Here is a 15,629-nt window from a genome sequence, read left to right as displayed (position 1 = left end):
CGCTATTAAACGGTCAACGGTCAGAGCGCGCTTTATATCGTTTTTATCCCTTCATTAATCGTACGAACCTTTAAAATAGCCGTTTGAGGATCAAATTCAATTGTGCGTCCGTTGTGTCCTCCTGTAGCTTTTGCTGCAATTTCTACACTGTTTCTATGCAGTTCTCTCTCCACTGCTTGAACATTTCGAAGGCCAATTCGCATCACATCATTTCTTGGTTCAAATTGAAACATCTGTGCCCCCCCTGCTATTTTTGCTTTTAATAATCTTCTATGTGCACCTTGTTTAATCAACATATTTATCAAATCAAAAATGGCTGTATCTGCATATTTAGCTCTATTAAAAGGACATTTAGCCCCGCTTGAATCGGGAAGCATTACATGAGCGAGCCCAGCTACTGAGTGAACAGAGTCGTAAACGACAACTCCTACACATGACCCTAATCCCGCTGTTCGAAGCACTGCGGGTGCATGTGTAACATTCATCTCGGCAATTCCTACCTTAATCACTTGTTTATCATCTCTCACGATTCTTCAACTCCTACAAACTTCAGCGTGATATCCATTATTCGCTTGGCTCACTGGAGGTGGTCTTCTAAAGAGAGCACTTTAGGTAAATTTAGAAGAACAATTAAACGGTTATCTACTTTAACAACTCCGTTCAAGTATTCTACAGCTGTTCCTTCAACTGTTTCAGGCACTGAAGCAATCGTTTTTTCATCAATGTCTACTACATCATTTGCCGCATCCACAATCAAACCTGCTTCTACATCATTAAGACGAACCATAATAATACGTGTCAGCTCATGGTTAAGCTGTTCTTGTAAGTTAAAACGAGTGCGCAAATCAATAATCGGTGTAATAACACCGCGAAGATTAATAACACCTTTTACATATTCTTTTACTCCAGGAACGCGTGTTATGTGCTGAATCTTTTCAATCGATTGCACTTCTTCTACTGAAATTCCGTACTCCTCGTCCCCCAATTGAAACACAATAATTTTCATGCCTTTCTCCCTTTCTTTTTACAGCATTTGTTATTTGATCAAAGCGTTGCAATCAATGATAAGTGCTACTTGTCCATCGCCTAAAATCGTGGCTCCTGAAATAGCAAATACACCCGGCAGATAATGACCTAAAGATTTTAAAACGATTTCCTGCTGACCGATAAAAGAATCAACAATTAGCCCGGCGGTCTTTTCTCCTTTTTTCACAATAACGACGGAATAATGATCTCTTTGTACCGAGTTAGGCACAGTAAATAGTTCTTTTAAATCAATAAGAGGAATAATGGCTCCTCGAAAGTCAATAACCTTTTGACCATGTACATGCATGACCTCTTTCGGCTGAACAATAGCTGTTTCAATAATCGAAGAAAGCGGTAAGGCATAGCGCTCTTCACTCATTTGCACGAGTAAAGCAGAAATGATAGACAGAGTGAGCGGCAGTTGAATAGAAAAACGCGAACCGTATCCTTCGTTAGAATCGATCGTTACAGAACCCCCTAGCGATTCAATCGTGTTTTTCACGACATCTAGACCTACTCCTCGTCCGGAAACATCTGAAATTTGTTCAGCCGTCGAAAAGCCCGAAGCGAAAATGAGCTCGTACACTTGTTTATCCGTCAGCGTTTCAGCAGTTTTCCCATCGATAATTCCTCGATCTAACGCTTTTTGCAGTACCTTTTCACGATTGATGCCCGCCCCGTCATCTTCTAAATCAATAAAGACATGATTTCCGCTATGATAAGCTTTAAGGCGAATCGTTCCCTTTTCATTCTTTCCGTTCTTTAAGCGTGCTTGAGGCATTTCAATTCCGTGGTCAACGGCATTTCTTAATAAGTGAACAAGCGGATCTCCAATTTCATCAATGACGGTTCGGTCCAACTCTGTATCAGCTCCGACAATTTGAAGTTCAATTTGTTTCCCTAAATCTTTTGAAAGCTGTCTCACCATACGAGGAAACCGATTAAAAACGGTTTCTACAGGCACCATACGCATATTTAAAATAATCGTTTGCAAATCTCCAGAAATACGGGACATCCGCTCTACCGTTTCGTCTAATTCGCTATTATTCAATTCTTTTGATATTTGTTCTAACCTGCCTCTATCAATAACTAGTTCTTCAAACAAGTTCATCAGACTGTCCAAACGGTCAATATTGACTCGAATCGTCTTGTTATTTGAGAGCTGTCTTTTCTCTTCAACAGGCGATTTAGAAGGTGCTGACACAGTAACTTCCTGTATAGTTGCTGCTTCTTCTTGTGAAACAAGCTCCTGCATTTCTGTCTCCTTTTTTATGGGGACCGCAGCAATTTTCACGCTTTCTACTTCAGAGACCTCCATAATGCTCGCCTTCAGCTTTTCTTGCGATTCGCTTGTTACTAATATAACGATAAAAGATGATTCAAATTTTTCTTGTTCGATATCTTGAACAGTTGGCGCTGACTGAATGACGTCTCCCGCTTGCTCTAACACATCAAATACCATATATGCACGCGCAGCTTTTAACAGACAGGTGCGTTCGAGCTGTACGGTTATTTCAAACGCATTAAATCCTTGCCCTGCTGTTTGACTGAGCAGCGTTTGTAAGAACTCATCATACTCAATAGAAGAAGCCGCATGCTCTGCTGCGGGTTCCTCTGCTACAATACGCTGCAGCTTTTGAACAAGCAATTTGACATCAAGCTGACCATCGCCGCCTTCAGAAATAGATTGAACCATTATTTCTAGCGCATCGACTGATTCAAACAAAGCATCAAGAACTTCCGTGTGAGCGTCGATTTGATGATTTCGAACGGCATCTAGCACGTTTTCCATTTTGTGAGTTAATTGTGCTAAATCATCAAATCCCATTGTTGCAGACATACCTTTTAACGTATGAGCAGACCGAAAAATTTCATTTACATAACCAAGATCATCGGTATTTTTTTCAAAACGCATTAGCTGGTCGTTAACGTTTTGAAGATGTTCCTTGCTTTCTTCAATAAACACTTCTAGATATTGATTCATATCCATCGTAACTTTCCCTCCTATTTCTGTGCGTAGCGAGAAATAAAGCTTCCAACGTTTCGCAGCGGTTCAATATAATCAACAAGCTTTGTAGAAACAGCTGATTTGGGCATCCCATAAATGACAGCTGTTTCTTTAGATTCAGCCAATATAAGCGCGTCTTTATTTTTCTTTAAATCAATAATGCCTTCCGTTCCATCCGCCCCCATTCCCGTCAACACAATAGCAAGTTTTTGATAACCTGAAATTTTACTAATCGACTGAAACAAACGATCCACTGAGGGGCGATGTCCCTTTACAGGTGAAGAAGTGTCTAAACAAATGCTGAGCTGTCCTTCTTTCTCTACAACCGTCATATGAAAACCTCCAGGCGCAATGTACGCACATCCTGAGCGCGCGATTTCATTGTCTTGTGCTTCTTTCACTTCAATATCAGCTAGCTGATCTAGTCTAACCGCTAATGATTTTGTGAAATTTGGAGGCATATGTTGCACAATAAAAATAGGTGCGTGTATGTCTTTTGAAACAGTTGATAATACTTCTTGCAGCGCACGCGGTCCTCCAGTAGAAGTGCCAATACAAATCATTTTGTTCACTTTCGTCCCCATCGGGAGGTTATATACACTTCTGTTTTGCACGTGCTGATGACTGCTTGAAGATATGTTGGCTTTACTAGCAAGCAATAGTTTAGAGATAAGCTCATCTTTCACTTTATGTAAGTCCAGCGAAATAGCTCCCGAAGGTTTAGCAACAAAATCAACTGCGCCGTACTGCATAGCGGTCAGCGTATTTTCAGCACCTTCTATTGTTGTACTCGATAACATGACAACAGGAAGGGGCTTCACACGCATAAGCTGCTTTAACATATCTAAGCCATTCATTTTAGGCATTTCGATATCAAGTGTCACAACGTCTGGCGACAGCTCGAGCGCTTTTTTCAACCCTTCTTCACCGTTACGTGCGGTACCCACAACGTGAAAACGACTGTCACATGCTAAAAAATCGCCGATTAGCTTTCGCATAAATGCAGAATCATCCACAATAAGCACCTTTATTTCATTCACTCTCATTTCCTACCTTTCAAGAAAAAATCGTTTGAGGCGCCGAATAAACATTCCCTCGTTTTTAGCCGTTATCCTATTATCTTGAGGAATAAGAATATTCACCATTTCTATTAGTGATACACTTGCTTTAGATGTTGGGTTTTGAAGCAAAAAAGGCATTTGGCGATTGACCGCTTTCTGGACAGCTTGATCGTTTGGCACAATACCTAATAGAGAAATAGATATGTTCAAAAACTGCTGAACAGCTCGGTTAAATCGTTCATACGTCTCATTTCCTTCTTTGTCAGAAAGCGTTTTGTTAATAATAAGACGAACCGGTGCTGATACAGAATAGGAAGCTGCTAGCTTAATAGCAGCGTAAGCATCTGTGATAGATGTAGGTTCGGGTGTTGTGACCACGATCATTTCATCTACAGCTTTTAAAAACTTAAGCACACTCTCTGACATGCCCGCTCCCATATCAAAAATCATGTAATCGTATTGATTTGTTAAAGAACTCAATTCTTGTATTAAATGAGCAAGGTCCGATGGAGACCATTCAAATACAGAGGAAATTCCCGTTCCACCAGCCACATAAGCTAAATCTTCAGGACCTTTTTTAATAATTTGCTGGATGGAAAGCTTTTTTTCTAGCAAATCAACCATCGTATAGGAAGCAGTTTGTCCAATCAAAATATCAATATTTCCCATCCCTATATCCATGTCAAAAAGAAGAACTCTTTGCTTTTGCTTCGTTAGCGCAAGAGATAAGTTTAATGATAGATTCGACTTTCCAACTCCTCCTTTTCCGCTTAACACGGCTATCGTTTTACAATTTCTTAAAGAGTTTTGATGTTTCTTTAACACTTTTTCTCTTAAAACTGCTGCTTGATCATTCATCTTTCCAATCTCCAAACACATCGTCGATAAACTCTTCTATTTTAAATGACGAAACATCTTCTGGTACATCCTGCCCGTTTGTTGTAAAAGCAGCTCGTTGGCCGTAACGATACAACATATTTAAAAGCGAGCCTTTGTGAGTTGTTTCATCTCGCTTCGTAAAAATCAGTTGATCAACAGGGAGACTAGCAAAACGTTCATATATAGCTTTCATATCTGATGCTTTTGACGTTAGTGCTAGAACAAGAAACGTTTGCAAATCTTCTTGAAACGTAATAATTTTCTTTAAATCATTTACATATTGCGGTTCTAAAAAGTTACGGCCTGCTGTGTCAATAAAAATCACATCGTATGCTTTTGTTTCCAGCAAAGCTTTTTTAAAATCTTCTCCGTTATAGCAAATCGTTAAAGGCGCATTTAAGATCGAAGCGTACGTCTTGAGCTGCTCAATCGCTGAAATTCTATAGGTGTCCGTTGTGATAAATGCTATTTTTTGATTTTGTTCTAGGACACACTTTGCAGCCAATTTAGCAAGAGTGGTTGTTTTACCGACACCTGTTGGCCCTACTACACTTACATATTTTTTGAAAGGACCGCTCCATTCACTTGCTTTAAACTGATTGGTAAACCAGTTTTTCGTCCACTTCATGAGTTGGTTTGAGTTAGGGCGGCGATGTAAGTAGTAGTACTCTAGCATAGGAGCCTCCAAGTTTTCTAAAATAGCTTCGTCTATTTCTTGCAAACGCAAATAAGCAAGCACATCTTCCACTACTTTTGGATATGAACCTGAAGAAACCTTTGGCATTTGACTCATTTGTGAGACAAGAGTATTTAACTCACTGAGCTGCTGCTTCATAAAAGATTGATTATCTTCCATACTGGGTTCTGGCGGCGCTGAGTTCTTCTTTACGCTCAGCTTTTCTACGGGATCGACAGCTGCCAATACTTCTATTTTCGCCTTAGTAAATAAGCCAAGAAAACCTCCTGTTCGAATTTGTTTCGAATGTAAAATAACCGCTTCCTCACCTAAATCTGAACGAATGGCTTTCATAGCTTGCGGCATAGATTCTACTACATATTTTTTTACTTTCATCAGATATCCACCACTCCAACACTTTGAACTTCAACATTTGCTTCTAACTCGTTATATGATAAAACCGCCATATGAGGAAAATACCGCTCAGTGATTTGACGCACGTACATCCTCACTGCAGGAGAACATAACACAATTGGAGACTGTTCTTGAAAAGAAAGTGTTTCTATTTGCTTAGCTATACTTTCCACAATAGCTTGTGAAACGTTAGGGTCTAGTGATAAATAGTTCCCATGCTCCGTTTGTTGAACAGCTTCCGCCATCGTTTTTTCAACTTTTCCTGAAAGGGTAAGAACTCGAAGCAGACCTTCTTGGACCGTATATTGACTGGTAATTTGCCTTGCAAGTCCTTGTCTGACATATTCAGTTAACAAATCGGTGTCTGACGTCATTTTTCCGTAGTCGGCCAGCACCTCAAAAATAATGGGTAAATTTCGAATTGAGACGCTCTCTTTTAAAAGTTTTGCCAGTACCCTTTGAATGTCTCCAACGGAAAGCGGATTAGGCGTTACTTCCTCAATTAAAATAGGATACGTTTCTTTTGTGTGATCAATTAGTTGCTTTGTCTCCTGCCTTCCAATCAGCTCATGCGCATACGATTTTATAACTTCTGTTATGTGCGTAGACACAACCGACGGTGGGTCCACAACGGTATACCCAAACATCTCAGCCTGCTCCTTCACCGACTCGCTAATCCATTTCGCAGGCATTTTAAAAGCTGGTTCTAACGTATCAATTCCTTCAATCAATTCATCATCCATTCCGGGACTGATTGCTAAGTAGTGATCGAGCAGCAGCTCCCCTTTCCCCACTTCATTGCCCTTTATTTTAAGACAGTATTCGTTGGGCTGAAGCTGAATGTTATCTCTGATACGAACAACTGGAATGACTAATCCTAGCTCAAGTGCCAGCTGGCGCCTAATCATAACAATTCGATCGAGTAAATCGCCTCCTTGATTCGTATCAGCAAGCGGAATTAATGCATACCCAAATTCAAATTCAATCGGATCAACGCTTAATAGATTGACAACACTCTCTGGACTTTTCATTTCATTGTCTTCTAGCTCTTCTTCAGTAGGGGCCATTTCTTCACGAACCGCCTGATTTTTAGCCTGAGACAAATAATAGCCTCCCACCCCTAATAAAATAGCAATAGGCATTGTAATGACATCATTAATTGGCGTGATTAAACCAAGAGCGGCAATTGTTCCTCCAGTTACATAAAGCATAACGGGAAAAGCAAACAGCTGCCGTGTAATATCTTCGCTCAAATTGCCTGTTGAAGCAGCTCTCGTGACGATAATTCCCGTCGCTGTTGAAATCATGAGGGCTGGAATTTGACTAACCAATCCATCGCCTACTGTTAACAAAGTAAACGTTTGGGATGCTTCAGTGATGGACATTCCCATTTGCAGCATGCCGATAATAATTCCAAACAAGATGTTAATAAGGGTAATGACAATCCCTGCAATGGCATCACCTTTGACGAATTTACTAGCTCCATCCATTGCTCCGTAAAAATCTGCTTCGCGCTGAATTTTTTCACGGCGGTCAATTGCTTGTTTTTCTGAAATCATACCTGCATTTAAATCTGCATCAATGCTCATTTGTTTCCCTGGCATCGCATCCAAGGTAAAACGTGCGGCTACTTCAGAAACACGCTCCGCTCCTTTTGTAATAACGAGAAACTGAATGATAATTAAAATAATAAAGACAACAAACCCCACTAACGGATTTCCACCAATCACGAAGTGGCCAAATGTTTCCACTACTCCGCCTGCTTCTCCTGTTCCTAAAATTGAACGGGTTGTCGATACGTTCAAACCTAATCGAAACAGCGTAAGAACCAGCAGCAAAGACGGAAACACCGATAGCTCTAAAGGTTCTTTCATGTTCATGGAAACGAGCAGTACAAGCAGCGCAAGAGAAATGTTAATCATGATTAAAATACTTAATAACCATGAAGGCAACGGAATAACAAGCATAACGATAATGAGTACAACACCTATAACAACTGGCAGTTCTCTTGCAGACATTAATTTTTCTCTCCTTACAATAGCGTAACGTTACATTTTATTTTGAATGCGGTATACGTAAGCTAATATTTCAGCCACCGCTTTAAAAAACTCTTCTGGAACCGCATCCCCTACTTTGGTTTGATCAAAAAGCGCTCTTGCCAGCGGGCGGTTCTCTACCATGATAATTTCATGACTTTTGGCAATTCCTTTGATCTTTTGAGCAATAAAATCTACGCCGCTGGCTACAACATAGGGAGCATCCATTTTTTCTTCATCATATTTTAAAGCAATGGCATAATGAGTAGGGTTTGTAATGACGACATCTGCTTTTGGAACTTCTTGCATCATGCGAGACATTGCCATTTCACGCTGCTTTTGCTTTATTTTTGATTTGATTAGAGGATCTCCTTCAATGTTTTTATGCTCATCTTTGATATCTTGCTTTGACATTCGAATATTTTTCTCGAAATCAAACTTTTGGTACAAATAATCAAGCAGCGATAAAAATAAAAGCATAAGCGAAGCTGCAAGTCCCATTTGAAAAACAAGCTTAGACAGAACAACCAGCGAGTCCCCTATACTTTTTTGAGATAAATTTAATACATCTTCTATGTGAATCCATAATATAAAACACGTGACGGCTCCGATACACATAATTTTCAGCGTTGACTTGATTAGTTCTACCAGCGCTCTCATGGCAAAAATTCGTTTGGCTCCGCTAATAGGGTTAATCTTTTCTAACTTAGGCTGAAGGGACTCCGTGGAAAAAAGAATGCCAACCTGCATATAATTCGCTCCGAGCGCAGCAACAAAAGCTGCGAGCATGACAGGACCCGCTGCAAGAGCAATTGAAGGAAGAAGATGCTTAAACATCGCAAATACGCGCTCTGCCGTCACTTCCTCAAGCATATACGTTTGAAAAGCTTCTCTTAACAGCTTCATCATTTGCTGTAAAAATTGTTTGGCTCCAAACAAAAAATAAAGAAAAACCATTAAAAGAATGAGCGCAGTGGTAACGTCTTGACTTTTAGCTACCTGTCCTTTTTTTCGAGAGTCCTGCTTTTTTTTAGGTGTAGCTTTTTCCGTTTTTTCTCCTGCAAAAAATTGCAAATCAACTTTTACTAAAAACAAAGCTACACCCCTCCTAATATGCGGATCATCGCGCGCATCGCTTCTATCATTTGTTCAAATATGATTTGCATCATATAAAACATGCTCCCCATCACTACAATTAGTAAAATAAAAGCAACGATGATTTTCACCGGAAATCCAACTACGAAAATATTTAACTGCGGAACCGTTCTCGCGATGATGCCAAGCGCGATATCGACTAAAAATAATGAACCAACCAAAGGCAAAGACATTTGAACGGCTACTAAAAACATCGATGAAAAAACAGTTATGATGTGTGTAGCAAATGCTTGGCTTCCCACAGGGAAAGCTACTTTGTCTAACGGAATAATTAAATAACTATTATAAATGCCGTCTATTAATAAATGATGCCCATTGGTCGATAATAAAAATAGAAGAGCAAATACATATAAATATTGACCTAGTATCGGACTTTGCGCCCCTGTCTGCGGGTCTATTACACTGGCAATGGCAAACCCAATTTGAAAATCGATGAGACCTCCGGCGATTTGAATAGCCATAATAAATACATACGCAGTCAAACCAATAAACAACCCAACAGCACATTCTTTTACTACTAAAAGTACAAACTGTGCATCTAACGAAACGACGGGTAAATCAATCGTTGTCGCAATAATGACGGATAGCGAGGCAGACAAACCTACCTTATGAACTGCGGGAATCGTTTTGTATGAAAATAGCGGAACAGTGATGAAAAAAGACGTTACCCGCACTAGTACTAGTAAAAACGCGGGATAGGATAAGATCAACTGACTCATAGCTATCCTACGTACCGATACAGATTTGCAAAAATTTCATATGTAAATGAAATCATTTTCGATAACATCCACGGACCAAAAAATACAATCCCTACTAAGACCGCTACAATCTTAGGAACAAAAGCAAGAGTTTGCTCTTGAATTTGGGTAGTTGCTTGAAAAATACTAATAATGAGCCCAACTACAAGGGCCAGCAGTAATAGAGGACCAGATACAATTAAAATTGTATACACGCCTTTTTCTGCTAACGAAATGACAAATTCTCCATTCATTGTCTATCACCTATTGAAAACTTATTAATAATGATTTAACAACTAAATTCCAGCCGTCAACCAGTACAAATAGTAAAATTTTAAATGGGAGCGAAATCATAACGGGAGGAAGCATCATCATTCCCATAGACATCAGCACGCTTGCTATAATCATATCGATAATGAGAAAAGGAATAAAAATCATAAATCCAATTTGAAATGCCGTCTTTAGCTCACTGATCGCATAAGCTGGAACGAGCGCAGTTAAGGGAATATCTTGAACAGAGGATGGTTTATCTATATCCGCATATTCTAAAAAAAGAGCTAAATCTTTTTGTCTTGTATGAGCACTCATAAATTCTTTCATTGGTTCAGCTGCTTTTTTATAGGCTTGATTCAACGTGATTTTTTCTTTTAAAAGCGGCTGAAGCGCCTGTTCATTTACCTGAGAAAAAGTTGGTGCCATAATAAAAAATGTTAAAAACAGCGATAAACCAACTAATACTTGATTAGGAGGCATTTGCTGTGTCCCAAGCGACGTACGTACAAATGAAAGCACAATGACAATTCGTGTAAAGCAGGTCATCATGATTAAAATTCCAGGAGCTACTGAAAACACCGTCAGCAGCAACAAAAGCTGGACAGAAGTTGAAATATTTGTAGGACTGCTCGAGTTAAAGAGATTCATCACTTCATTCATCGTTCTTTTTGTTCCTTTCTAACTCTTTCAGTGCGTTTTGTCTTTTTATTTTCATTTCATTCATTTCTCGCTGAAAAAGCTGCTGAAAAGAATGACTAGATTTCTCTTCTTTTTTAGAAGTGAATTTTTCTAAAAAAGACGGTAGTACGACTTTATATTCGCCCTCGTTTTTCTGTTGTTCCTCATACTGCGTAAGCAGCTGCTGTTTCTCTTGCCCTGTAATTTCTGAAAGAAGCTGCACATTTTCACCGACTCCAATAACAAAAAGCTGATTTCCAACTTTGACTACTTGTACAGACTTGCTGCTTCCAACATTTGTACCACCCAAGTTTTGTACGACTTTATTTTTTTGTAGAAGCCTTCCTTTTTTATTTACAAATTTTAAGAGCGCAAAAAGCAGCCCAATTACAAGTAAAAACGCGAATATCATCTTCACGATATCTCCAGCTGAAAGCGCAGGCGTCGCCTGGAGTTCAGTTTTTTCTTTTGAATCAGTACTCTCACTCTCTGAACACTTCTCCGTTTTCTCCAAACATTCTTTTACCGATGCAGATCCACTTTCTGCATAGACGATTTGATTTGATCCTGCTAATACGCTTATTAACAGCGCAACAATTACGAACTTTCGCAGCAATGTCTGCCACCTCTTACTTCAACATAGTGTAAGATTAGCGGGAAAGTCCCGCCAATCTGTTGTTTATCCAATTGCTTTTGAAATTGCCTCTAATACACGATCTGCTTGAAACGGCTTAACGATAAAATCTTTTGCCCCTGCTTGAATGGCATCAATCACCATTGCCTGCTGTCCCATCGCTGAACACATGATCACCTTGGCATCACTTTTTATGTTTTTAATTTCTTTTAAGGCCGTAATTCCATCCATTTCAGGCATCGTAATATCCATTGTGACAAGATCTGGTGCATGCTCTTTAAATAACTCCACAGCCTGCTGGCCATCTGCCGCTTCCGCTACTACTTCATATCCATTTTTCGTTAAAATATCTTTAATCATCATGCGCATGAACGCAGCATCATCTACAATTAAAATTCGGTTTCCCATCTCTACTCCTCCTAAAAATCATTACTTTAGTTTGTTAATACGGTCTCTTTGACTAATAATATCAGTTACGCGAACGCCAAAATTCTCGTCAATGACGACCACTTCACCTTTTGCAATTAATTTGCTATTAATCAAGATATCTACCGGTTCGCCTGCTAGTTTATCAAGTTCAATGATTGCACCAGAAGATAATGCTAAAATCTCTTGAACCGTTCGCTTAGTCCTTCCAAGCTCCACGGTAACTTGAAGCGGGATATCAAGCAGCATGTCTAAATTTCGCGAATCCCCTTGAGGAGAAGACACGTGCTCGAACTCTGAAAACGATGCGGGCTGAACATCAACTGGTACATGAACAGGTTCTGCCTGCTGTGTTTCTTCATGCTGTATGTATTCAGCTGCCGGCGGTTCTGTTTGCTTTTCGTTAAGATCTGATTCTTTTTCAATAGAAGCTGCGGTACCTTCTGCGCTTGGAACTAAGAGCTCTTCCACCAAACTTTTGGCAAAAGATATCGATAACAGCTGCATAATATTGGAATCGATTAATGTGCCTACCTTCAAATTAAAAGAGACTTTTACAAAGACGTCATCTTGGGGAATCAGCTCTGTGCCTTCCCCTTTTTGAATATTTAAAATATCTAAGCTCGGCGGAGAGATATCAATTTTCTTTTGAAATACCGTAGACATAGACGTCGCTGCAGAACCCATCATTTGATTCATCGCTTCCTGCACTGCACTCAGCTTAATTTCATCCATGATTTCCGTCGGATTCTCTCCCGTTCCACCAAGCATCAAATCTGAAATAACAGCTGCATCTTCATGTTTAATAACTAACAAATTCGTACCAGAAAAGCCTTCTGTGTACTGAACTTGCACAGCGACATGAGGATTTGGAAATTCATCCGTCAGCTCTTCTTTATACACGAGCGATACAAACGGTGTGGTAATATCGACTTTTTGATTCAATAAAGCCGATAACGCTGTTGCTGAACTGCCAAACGAAATATTTCCAATTTCGCCAAGCGCGTCTTTTTCCATTTCCGTAAAGTAATCGTCTACTTGACTTGACTTATTCGGCTCTGAAAACTCGTCAAGTGAAGAAGTTCCTTTTAACAACGCATCAATTTCATCTTGCGAAAGCATGTCATCGTTCATTCCTTTCGTTCCTCCTCTTAACATCATCTAGAATTTGCACAGCGACTTTCCGACTGACTTTTCCAGGCTGCGCAATAAATTTAGGTTGTTCTCCGACGTAAATAGTTAACGGATTATGAACGCTTGTTTGCAGTCGAATAACATCTCCCTCATCTAATGCTAGGAAATCTTCAATGGAAATATCCGCTTTTCCTAGCTCGGCTACAACCTGCAATTCCGCATCATTAATTTGTTCCTTTAGCTGCTCAACCTCTTGTACGTTAGGTTCTTTTTTCGAAGATTGCATCCAGTAATGAACGGACAGTTTGGACACAATCGGCTCAAGCGTCACGTGCGGAATACATAGATTGATCATGCCCGTTTCATCTCCAATTTGTACGTTTAATGAAATGACGATGACAATTTCATTTGGTGAAATCACCTGCAAAAACTGAGGATTCACTTCAAACTCTGATGTTTCAGGTTCAATTTCCGCAATAGAACTCCAAGCTTCTCTCATACTGTCTAACGTTTTCTCTAACAAGTTTCGAACCAAGCTCGTTTCAATCTCCGTTAAGTTACTAATTTTCCCACCGCTCTCGCCTTGTCCCCCGAGCAAGCGGTCAAGCATCGCATAGGCAATGTTCGGATTGACTTCCATAATGATATGCCCTTCTAAAGGAGGGACAGCTATCACATTTAAGATGGTTACTTTCGGAACAGAGCGAATGAACTCCTCATACGGAATTTGATCCACTGATACAACGGACACTTGTACAACGTTACGAAGCTGTGCCGAAAAGACGTTGATGAGCATGCGCGCATAATTTTCATGAATTCGCGTCAAACTGCGAATCTGATCTTTTGAAAAACGCAGCGCGCGTTTAAAATCATATGTACGAATGCGCTGTTTTTTATTTTCCTTTTTTAGCTCATCCGCATCCATCTCTCCGGTTGATAACGCGGATAATAGGGCATCAATTTCATTTTGTGATAATACATCCCCAGCCACTAGCTTCCCTCCCTTTTTCTTTACTGCAACACTTTAGACGTTGTATAAATTTTAACAACATGTCCGTTTTCCATTAATTGATCAATTTGCTTTGCAATATCTGTTTCTAACGTACTGAGCCCTTGCGTTCCTTCAAAATCTTGAGCACTCATATCGGAGAGCCGTTTGATAATAATGTCTCTTACTTGAAAGTCTCTTTTTTGAAGCTCTGCTGCCGCTTTTTTACTATCCATTTGAATTTTAAAGGAGATGCTGATGTAGTTATTGCTTTTTAAATTGGTTTTGATATCCGTTACATCTACAGAAGCTTTAATCACATCGTCGATAGATGGACCTTTTTCAGTACCTGCCTGCTCCGTATACTTTAACGTCACAATAACCGCAATGCTTCCTATTAAAGTAAGAGAAAGCAGGATAATAATCATCTTACTAATTAGCTTATTTTTGAACACACTTTATTCCTCCGTCGTTTGCTGCAGTCCTAATACGTTAATTCGCTGATAATAACTCGTCACTTTCTCATTCACTTCTTCAACTGAATCCTTTACCACTAGCTTTTTGTTATTTGTTAGCGTAATAGTTGTATCGGGAAATGCCTCAACCTGCTCGATGTAAAGAGCATTTAACGTAAATGTTTTGCCGTTTAGCCTCGTTAAAGTGATCATAATCAACCGGAGTAATACCTACTCCTTCCTCCCGCCTATCGTTTTAGATTCACTAATTCTTGCAGTATTTCATCGGATGTTGTGATAATTCTTGTATTCGCTTGAAATCCGCGCTGTGCAACAATCATGTCCGTGAATTCCTCGGATAAATCAACGTTGGACATTTCAAGGGCGCTTGAGACGAAGGTTCCTGTACCGTTGGCTCCTGGAGCTCCTAGCAAAGGATTTCCTGAGTTTACGCTTTGAGTAAATAAATTTCCTCCTGCCTTTTGGAGTCCTTCATTATTTGCAAATTTAGCAAGTTCAATTGTTGGTGTATTTGGAGTTATATTTCCGTTAGCATCTATGATATTAACCTTCCCATTTGCTCCTATACTGTAGCTCTTACTTGTTGAAGGAATATTAATATTCCCTCCTCCAGTTTTTTGTACATACAGTCCATCACCCGTTACCAAATTACCGCTGCTATCCAAATAAAAATTACCTGCTCTTGTGTAATAATTTGTGTTTCCATCATTTACAACAAAATACCCATCCCCAGAAATAGCCAAATCAAGCGGACGTCCCGTTGACTGAATGCTTCCTGCCGTTTGAACTGTATCAATCGTGCCAATCTGTGAACCTAACCCGACTTGTTTAGCATTAACACCTCCACGGTTAGCTCCCGGTGCCGTCGCTCCTGCTACCTGCTGACTTACTAAATCTTGAAACGTTGTACGTCCTTTTTTATAGCCGTATGTATTAACATTGGCAATGTTATTTCCTAGGACATCTAATTTAGTTTGAAAATTTTTCATGCCGCTGATTCCTGAATACATCGAACGTAACATAAAATC

General features: G+C 39.7%; 18 protein-coding genes. All 18 read right to left on the bottom strand.

The features are described 5' to 3' along the window. Positions 1–32: 32 nt before the first annotated feature. The 18 genes from ACRPLQ_RS01755 to flgG all read right to left on the bottom strand — a co-directional run bounded on the left by ACRPLQ_RS01755 (position 33) and on the right by flgG (position 15,623). On the bottom strand, positions 33–527 hold the full coding sequence (locus ACRPLQ_RS01755; RefSeq protein WP_028411411.1) for a chemotaxis protein CheD: 495 nt from the start codon (positions 525–527) through the stop codon (positions 33–35). A 50-nt stretch (positions 528–577) separates the two neighbouring features. Continuing rightward, a complete protein-coding gene (locus ACRPLQ_RS01750; RefSeq protein ID WP_028411412.1) occupies positions 578–1,006 on the bottom strand; it encodes a chemotaxis protein CheW in 429 nt (142 codons plus the stop codon). 30 nt (positions 1,007–1,036) lie between these two features. Next, positions 1,037–3,016 carry a chemotaxis protein CheW gene (locus tag ACRPLQ_RS01745; RefSeq protein WP_432235644.1) on the bottom strand — a complete coding sequence of 660 codons (1,980 nt, stop codon included), beginning with the start codon at positions 3,014–3,016 and terminating at the stop codon, positions 1,037–1,039. Positions 3,017–3,030: 14 nt separating this feature from the next. Continuing rightward, entirely contained in the window at positions 3,031–4,074 is a 1,044-nt protein-coding gene (locus ACRPLQ_RS01740; RefSeq protein ID WP_098626922.1) for a protein-glutamate methylesterase/protein-glutamine glutaminase, read from the bottom strand. A 9-nt stretch (positions 4,075–4,083) separates the two neighbouring features. Next, positions 4,084–4,953 (bottom strand): MinD/ParA family protein, encoded by an 870-nt coding sequence (locus tag ACRPLQ_RS01735; RefSeq protein WP_028411415.1) that lies wholly within the window; start codon positions 4,951–4,953, stop codon positions 4,084–4,086. Beyond that, complete coding sequence (locus ACRPLQ_RS01730; RefSeq protein WP_049166124.1) at positions 4,946–6,046, bottom strand: GTP-binding protein; 1,101 nt, start codon at positions 6,044–6,046, stop codon at positions 4,946–4,948. The genes ACRPLQ_RS01735 and ACRPLQ_RS01730 overlap by 8 nt, the downstream gene beginning before the upstream one ends. Further along, entirely contained in the window at positions 6,046–8,082 is a 2,037-nt protein-coding gene (flhA, locus tag ACRPLQ_RS01725; protein WP_289578380.1) for a flagellar biosynthesis protein FlhA, read from the bottom strand. The genes ACRPLQ_RS01730 and flhA overlap by 1 nt, the downstream gene beginning before the upstream one ends. 30 nt (positions 8,083–8,112) lie before the next feature. Next, positions 8,113–9,195 (bottom strand): flagellar biosynthesis protein FlhB, encoded by a 1,083-nt coding sequence (flhB, locus tag ACRPLQ_RS01720; protein ID WP_275210778.1) that lies wholly within the window; start codon positions 9,193–9,195, stop codon positions 8,113–8,115. Positions 9,196–9,197: 2 nt separating this feature from the next. Further along, on the bottom strand, positions 9,198–9,974 hold the full coding sequence (gene fliR / locus ACRPLQ_RS01715; protein ID WP_047749904.1) for a flagellar biosynthetic protein FliR: 777 nt from the start codon (positions 9,972–9,974) through the stop codon (positions 9,198–9,200). A 2-nt stretch (positions 9,975–9,976) separates the two neighbouring features. Continuing rightward, positions 9,977–10,246, bottom strand: a complete 270-nt coding sequence (gene fliQ, locus ACRPLQ_RS01710) for a flagellar biosynthesis protein FliQ (protein ID WP_033579787.1) — start codon at positions 10,244–10,246, stop codon at positions 9,977–9,979. Between the two features lie 10 nt (positions 10,247–10,256). Continuing rightward, on the bottom strand, positions 10,257–10,925 hold the full coding sequence (gene fliP / locus ACRPLQ_RS01705) for a flagellar type III secretion system pore protein FliP (protein ID WP_028411420.1): 669 nt from the start codon (positions 10,923–10,925) through the stop codon (positions 10,257–10,259). Next, positions 10,918–11,559, bottom strand: a complete 642-nt coding sequence (locus ACRPLQ_RS01700; RefSeq protein ID WP_028411421.1) for a flagellar biosynthetic protein FliO — start codon at positions 11,557–11,559, stop codon at positions 10,918–10,920. Before ACRPLQ_RS01700 ends, fliP begins: the two co-directional genes overlap by 8 nt. Positions 11,560–11,622: 63 nt before the next feature. Beyond that, a complete protein-coding gene (locus ACRPLQ_RS01695; protein ID WP_033579786.1) occupies positions 11,623–11,985 on the bottom strand; it encodes a response regulator in 363 nt (120 codons plus the stop codon). A 21-nt stretch (positions 11,986–12,006) separates the two neighbouring features. Beyond that, the gene (gene fliY / locus ACRPLQ_RS01690) at positions 12,007–13,137 is read right to left on the bottom strand and encodes a flagellar motor switch phosphatase FliY (RefSeq protein ID WP_028411423.1); all 1,131 of its coding nucleotides are present in this window, start codon (positions 13,135–13,137) and stop codon (positions 12,007–12,009) included. After that, complete coding sequence (gene fliM, locus ACRPLQ_RS01685) at positions 13,127–14,128, bottom strand: flagellar motor switch protein FliM (protein ID WP_034265235.1); 1,002 nt, start codon at positions 14,126–14,128, stop codon at positions 13,127–13,129. Before fliM ends, fliY begins: the two co-directional genes overlap by 11 nt. Before the next feature lie 20 nt (positions 14,129–14,148). Further along, positions 14,149–14,580, bottom strand: coding sequence for a flagellar basal body-associated protein FliL (gene fliL, locus ACRPLQ_RS01680; protein ID WP_033579784.1), 432 nt, complete (start codon positions 14,578–14,580; stop codon positions 14,149–14,151). A gap of 3 nt (positions 14,581–14,583) precedes the next feature. Further along, the gene (locus ACRPLQ_RS01675; RefSeq protein ID WP_025750317.1) at positions 14,584–14,793 is read right to left on the bottom strand and encodes a flagellar FlbD family protein; all 210 of its coding nucleotides are present in this window, start codon (positions 14,791–14,793) and stop codon (positions 14,584–14,586) included. Between the two features lie 35 nt (positions 14,794–14,828). Then, entirely contained in the window at positions 14,829–15,623 is a 795-nt protein-coding gene (flgG, locus tag ACRPLQ_RS01670) for a flagellar basal body rod protein FlgG (RefSeq protein ID WP_033579783.1), read from the bottom strand. Between the last annotated feature and the right edge of the window lie 6 nt (positions 15,624–15,629).

It is taken from the genome of Priestia sp. TRN 1309, assembly GCF_050846875.1.
Classification (GTDB): Bacteria; Bacillota; Bacilli; order Bacillales; family Bacillaceae_H; genus Priestia; species Priestia zanthoxyli.
The sequence above is the reverse complement of the archived record's forward strand: the minus strand, read 5'-3'. Positions and strand labels throughout refer to the sequence as shown.

Coding starts and splice junctions, on each gene's coding strand:
- ACRPLQ_RS01730 (WP_049166124.1), bottom strand. CDS start 6,046: ATGAAAGTAAAAAAATATGTAGTAGAATCTATGCCGCAAGCTATGAAA.
- ACRPLQ_RS01750 (WP_028411412.1), bottom strand. CDS start 1,006: ATGAAAATTATTGTGTTTCAATTGGGGGACGAGGAGTACGGAATTTCA.
- ACRPLQ_RS01675 (WP_025750317.1), bottom strand. CDS start 14,793: ATGATCACTTTAACGAGGCTAAACGGCAAAACATTTACGTTAAATGCT.
- ACRPLQ_RS01695 (WP_033579786.1), bottom strand. CDS start 11,985: ATGGGAAACCGAATTTTAATTGTAGATGATGCTGCGTTCATGCGCATG.
- ACRPLQ_RS01745 (WP_432235644.1), bottom strand. CDS start 3,016: ATGGATATGAATCAATATCTAGAAGTGTTTATTGAAGAAAGCAAGGAA.
- fliP (WP_028411420.1), bottom strand. CDS start 10,925: ATGAATGAAGTGATGAATCTCTTTAACTCGAGCAGTCCTACAAATATT.
- ACRPLQ_RS01735 (WP_028411415.1), bottom strand. CDS start 4,953: ATGAATGATCAAGCAGCAGTTTTAAGAGAAAAAGTGTTAAAGAAACAT.
- fliR (WP_047749904.1), bottom strand. CDS start 9,974: ATGAGTCAGTTGATCTTATCCTATCCCGCGTTTTTACTAGTACTAGTG.
- fliQ (WP_033579787.1), bottom strand. CDS start 10,246: ATGAATGGAGAATTTGTCATTTCGTTAGCAGAAAAAGGCGTGTATACA.
- flhA (WP_289578380.1), bottom strand. CDS start 8,082: ATGTCTGCAAGAGAACTGCCAGTTGTTATAGGTGTTGTACTCATTATC.
- fliY (WP_028411423.1), bottom strand. CDS start 13,137: ATGAACGATGACATGCTTTCGCAAGATGAAATTGATGCGTTGTTAAAA.
- flgG (WP_033579783.1), bottom strand. CDS start 15,623: ATGTTACGTTCGATGTATTCAGGAATCAGCGGCATGAAAAATTTTCAA.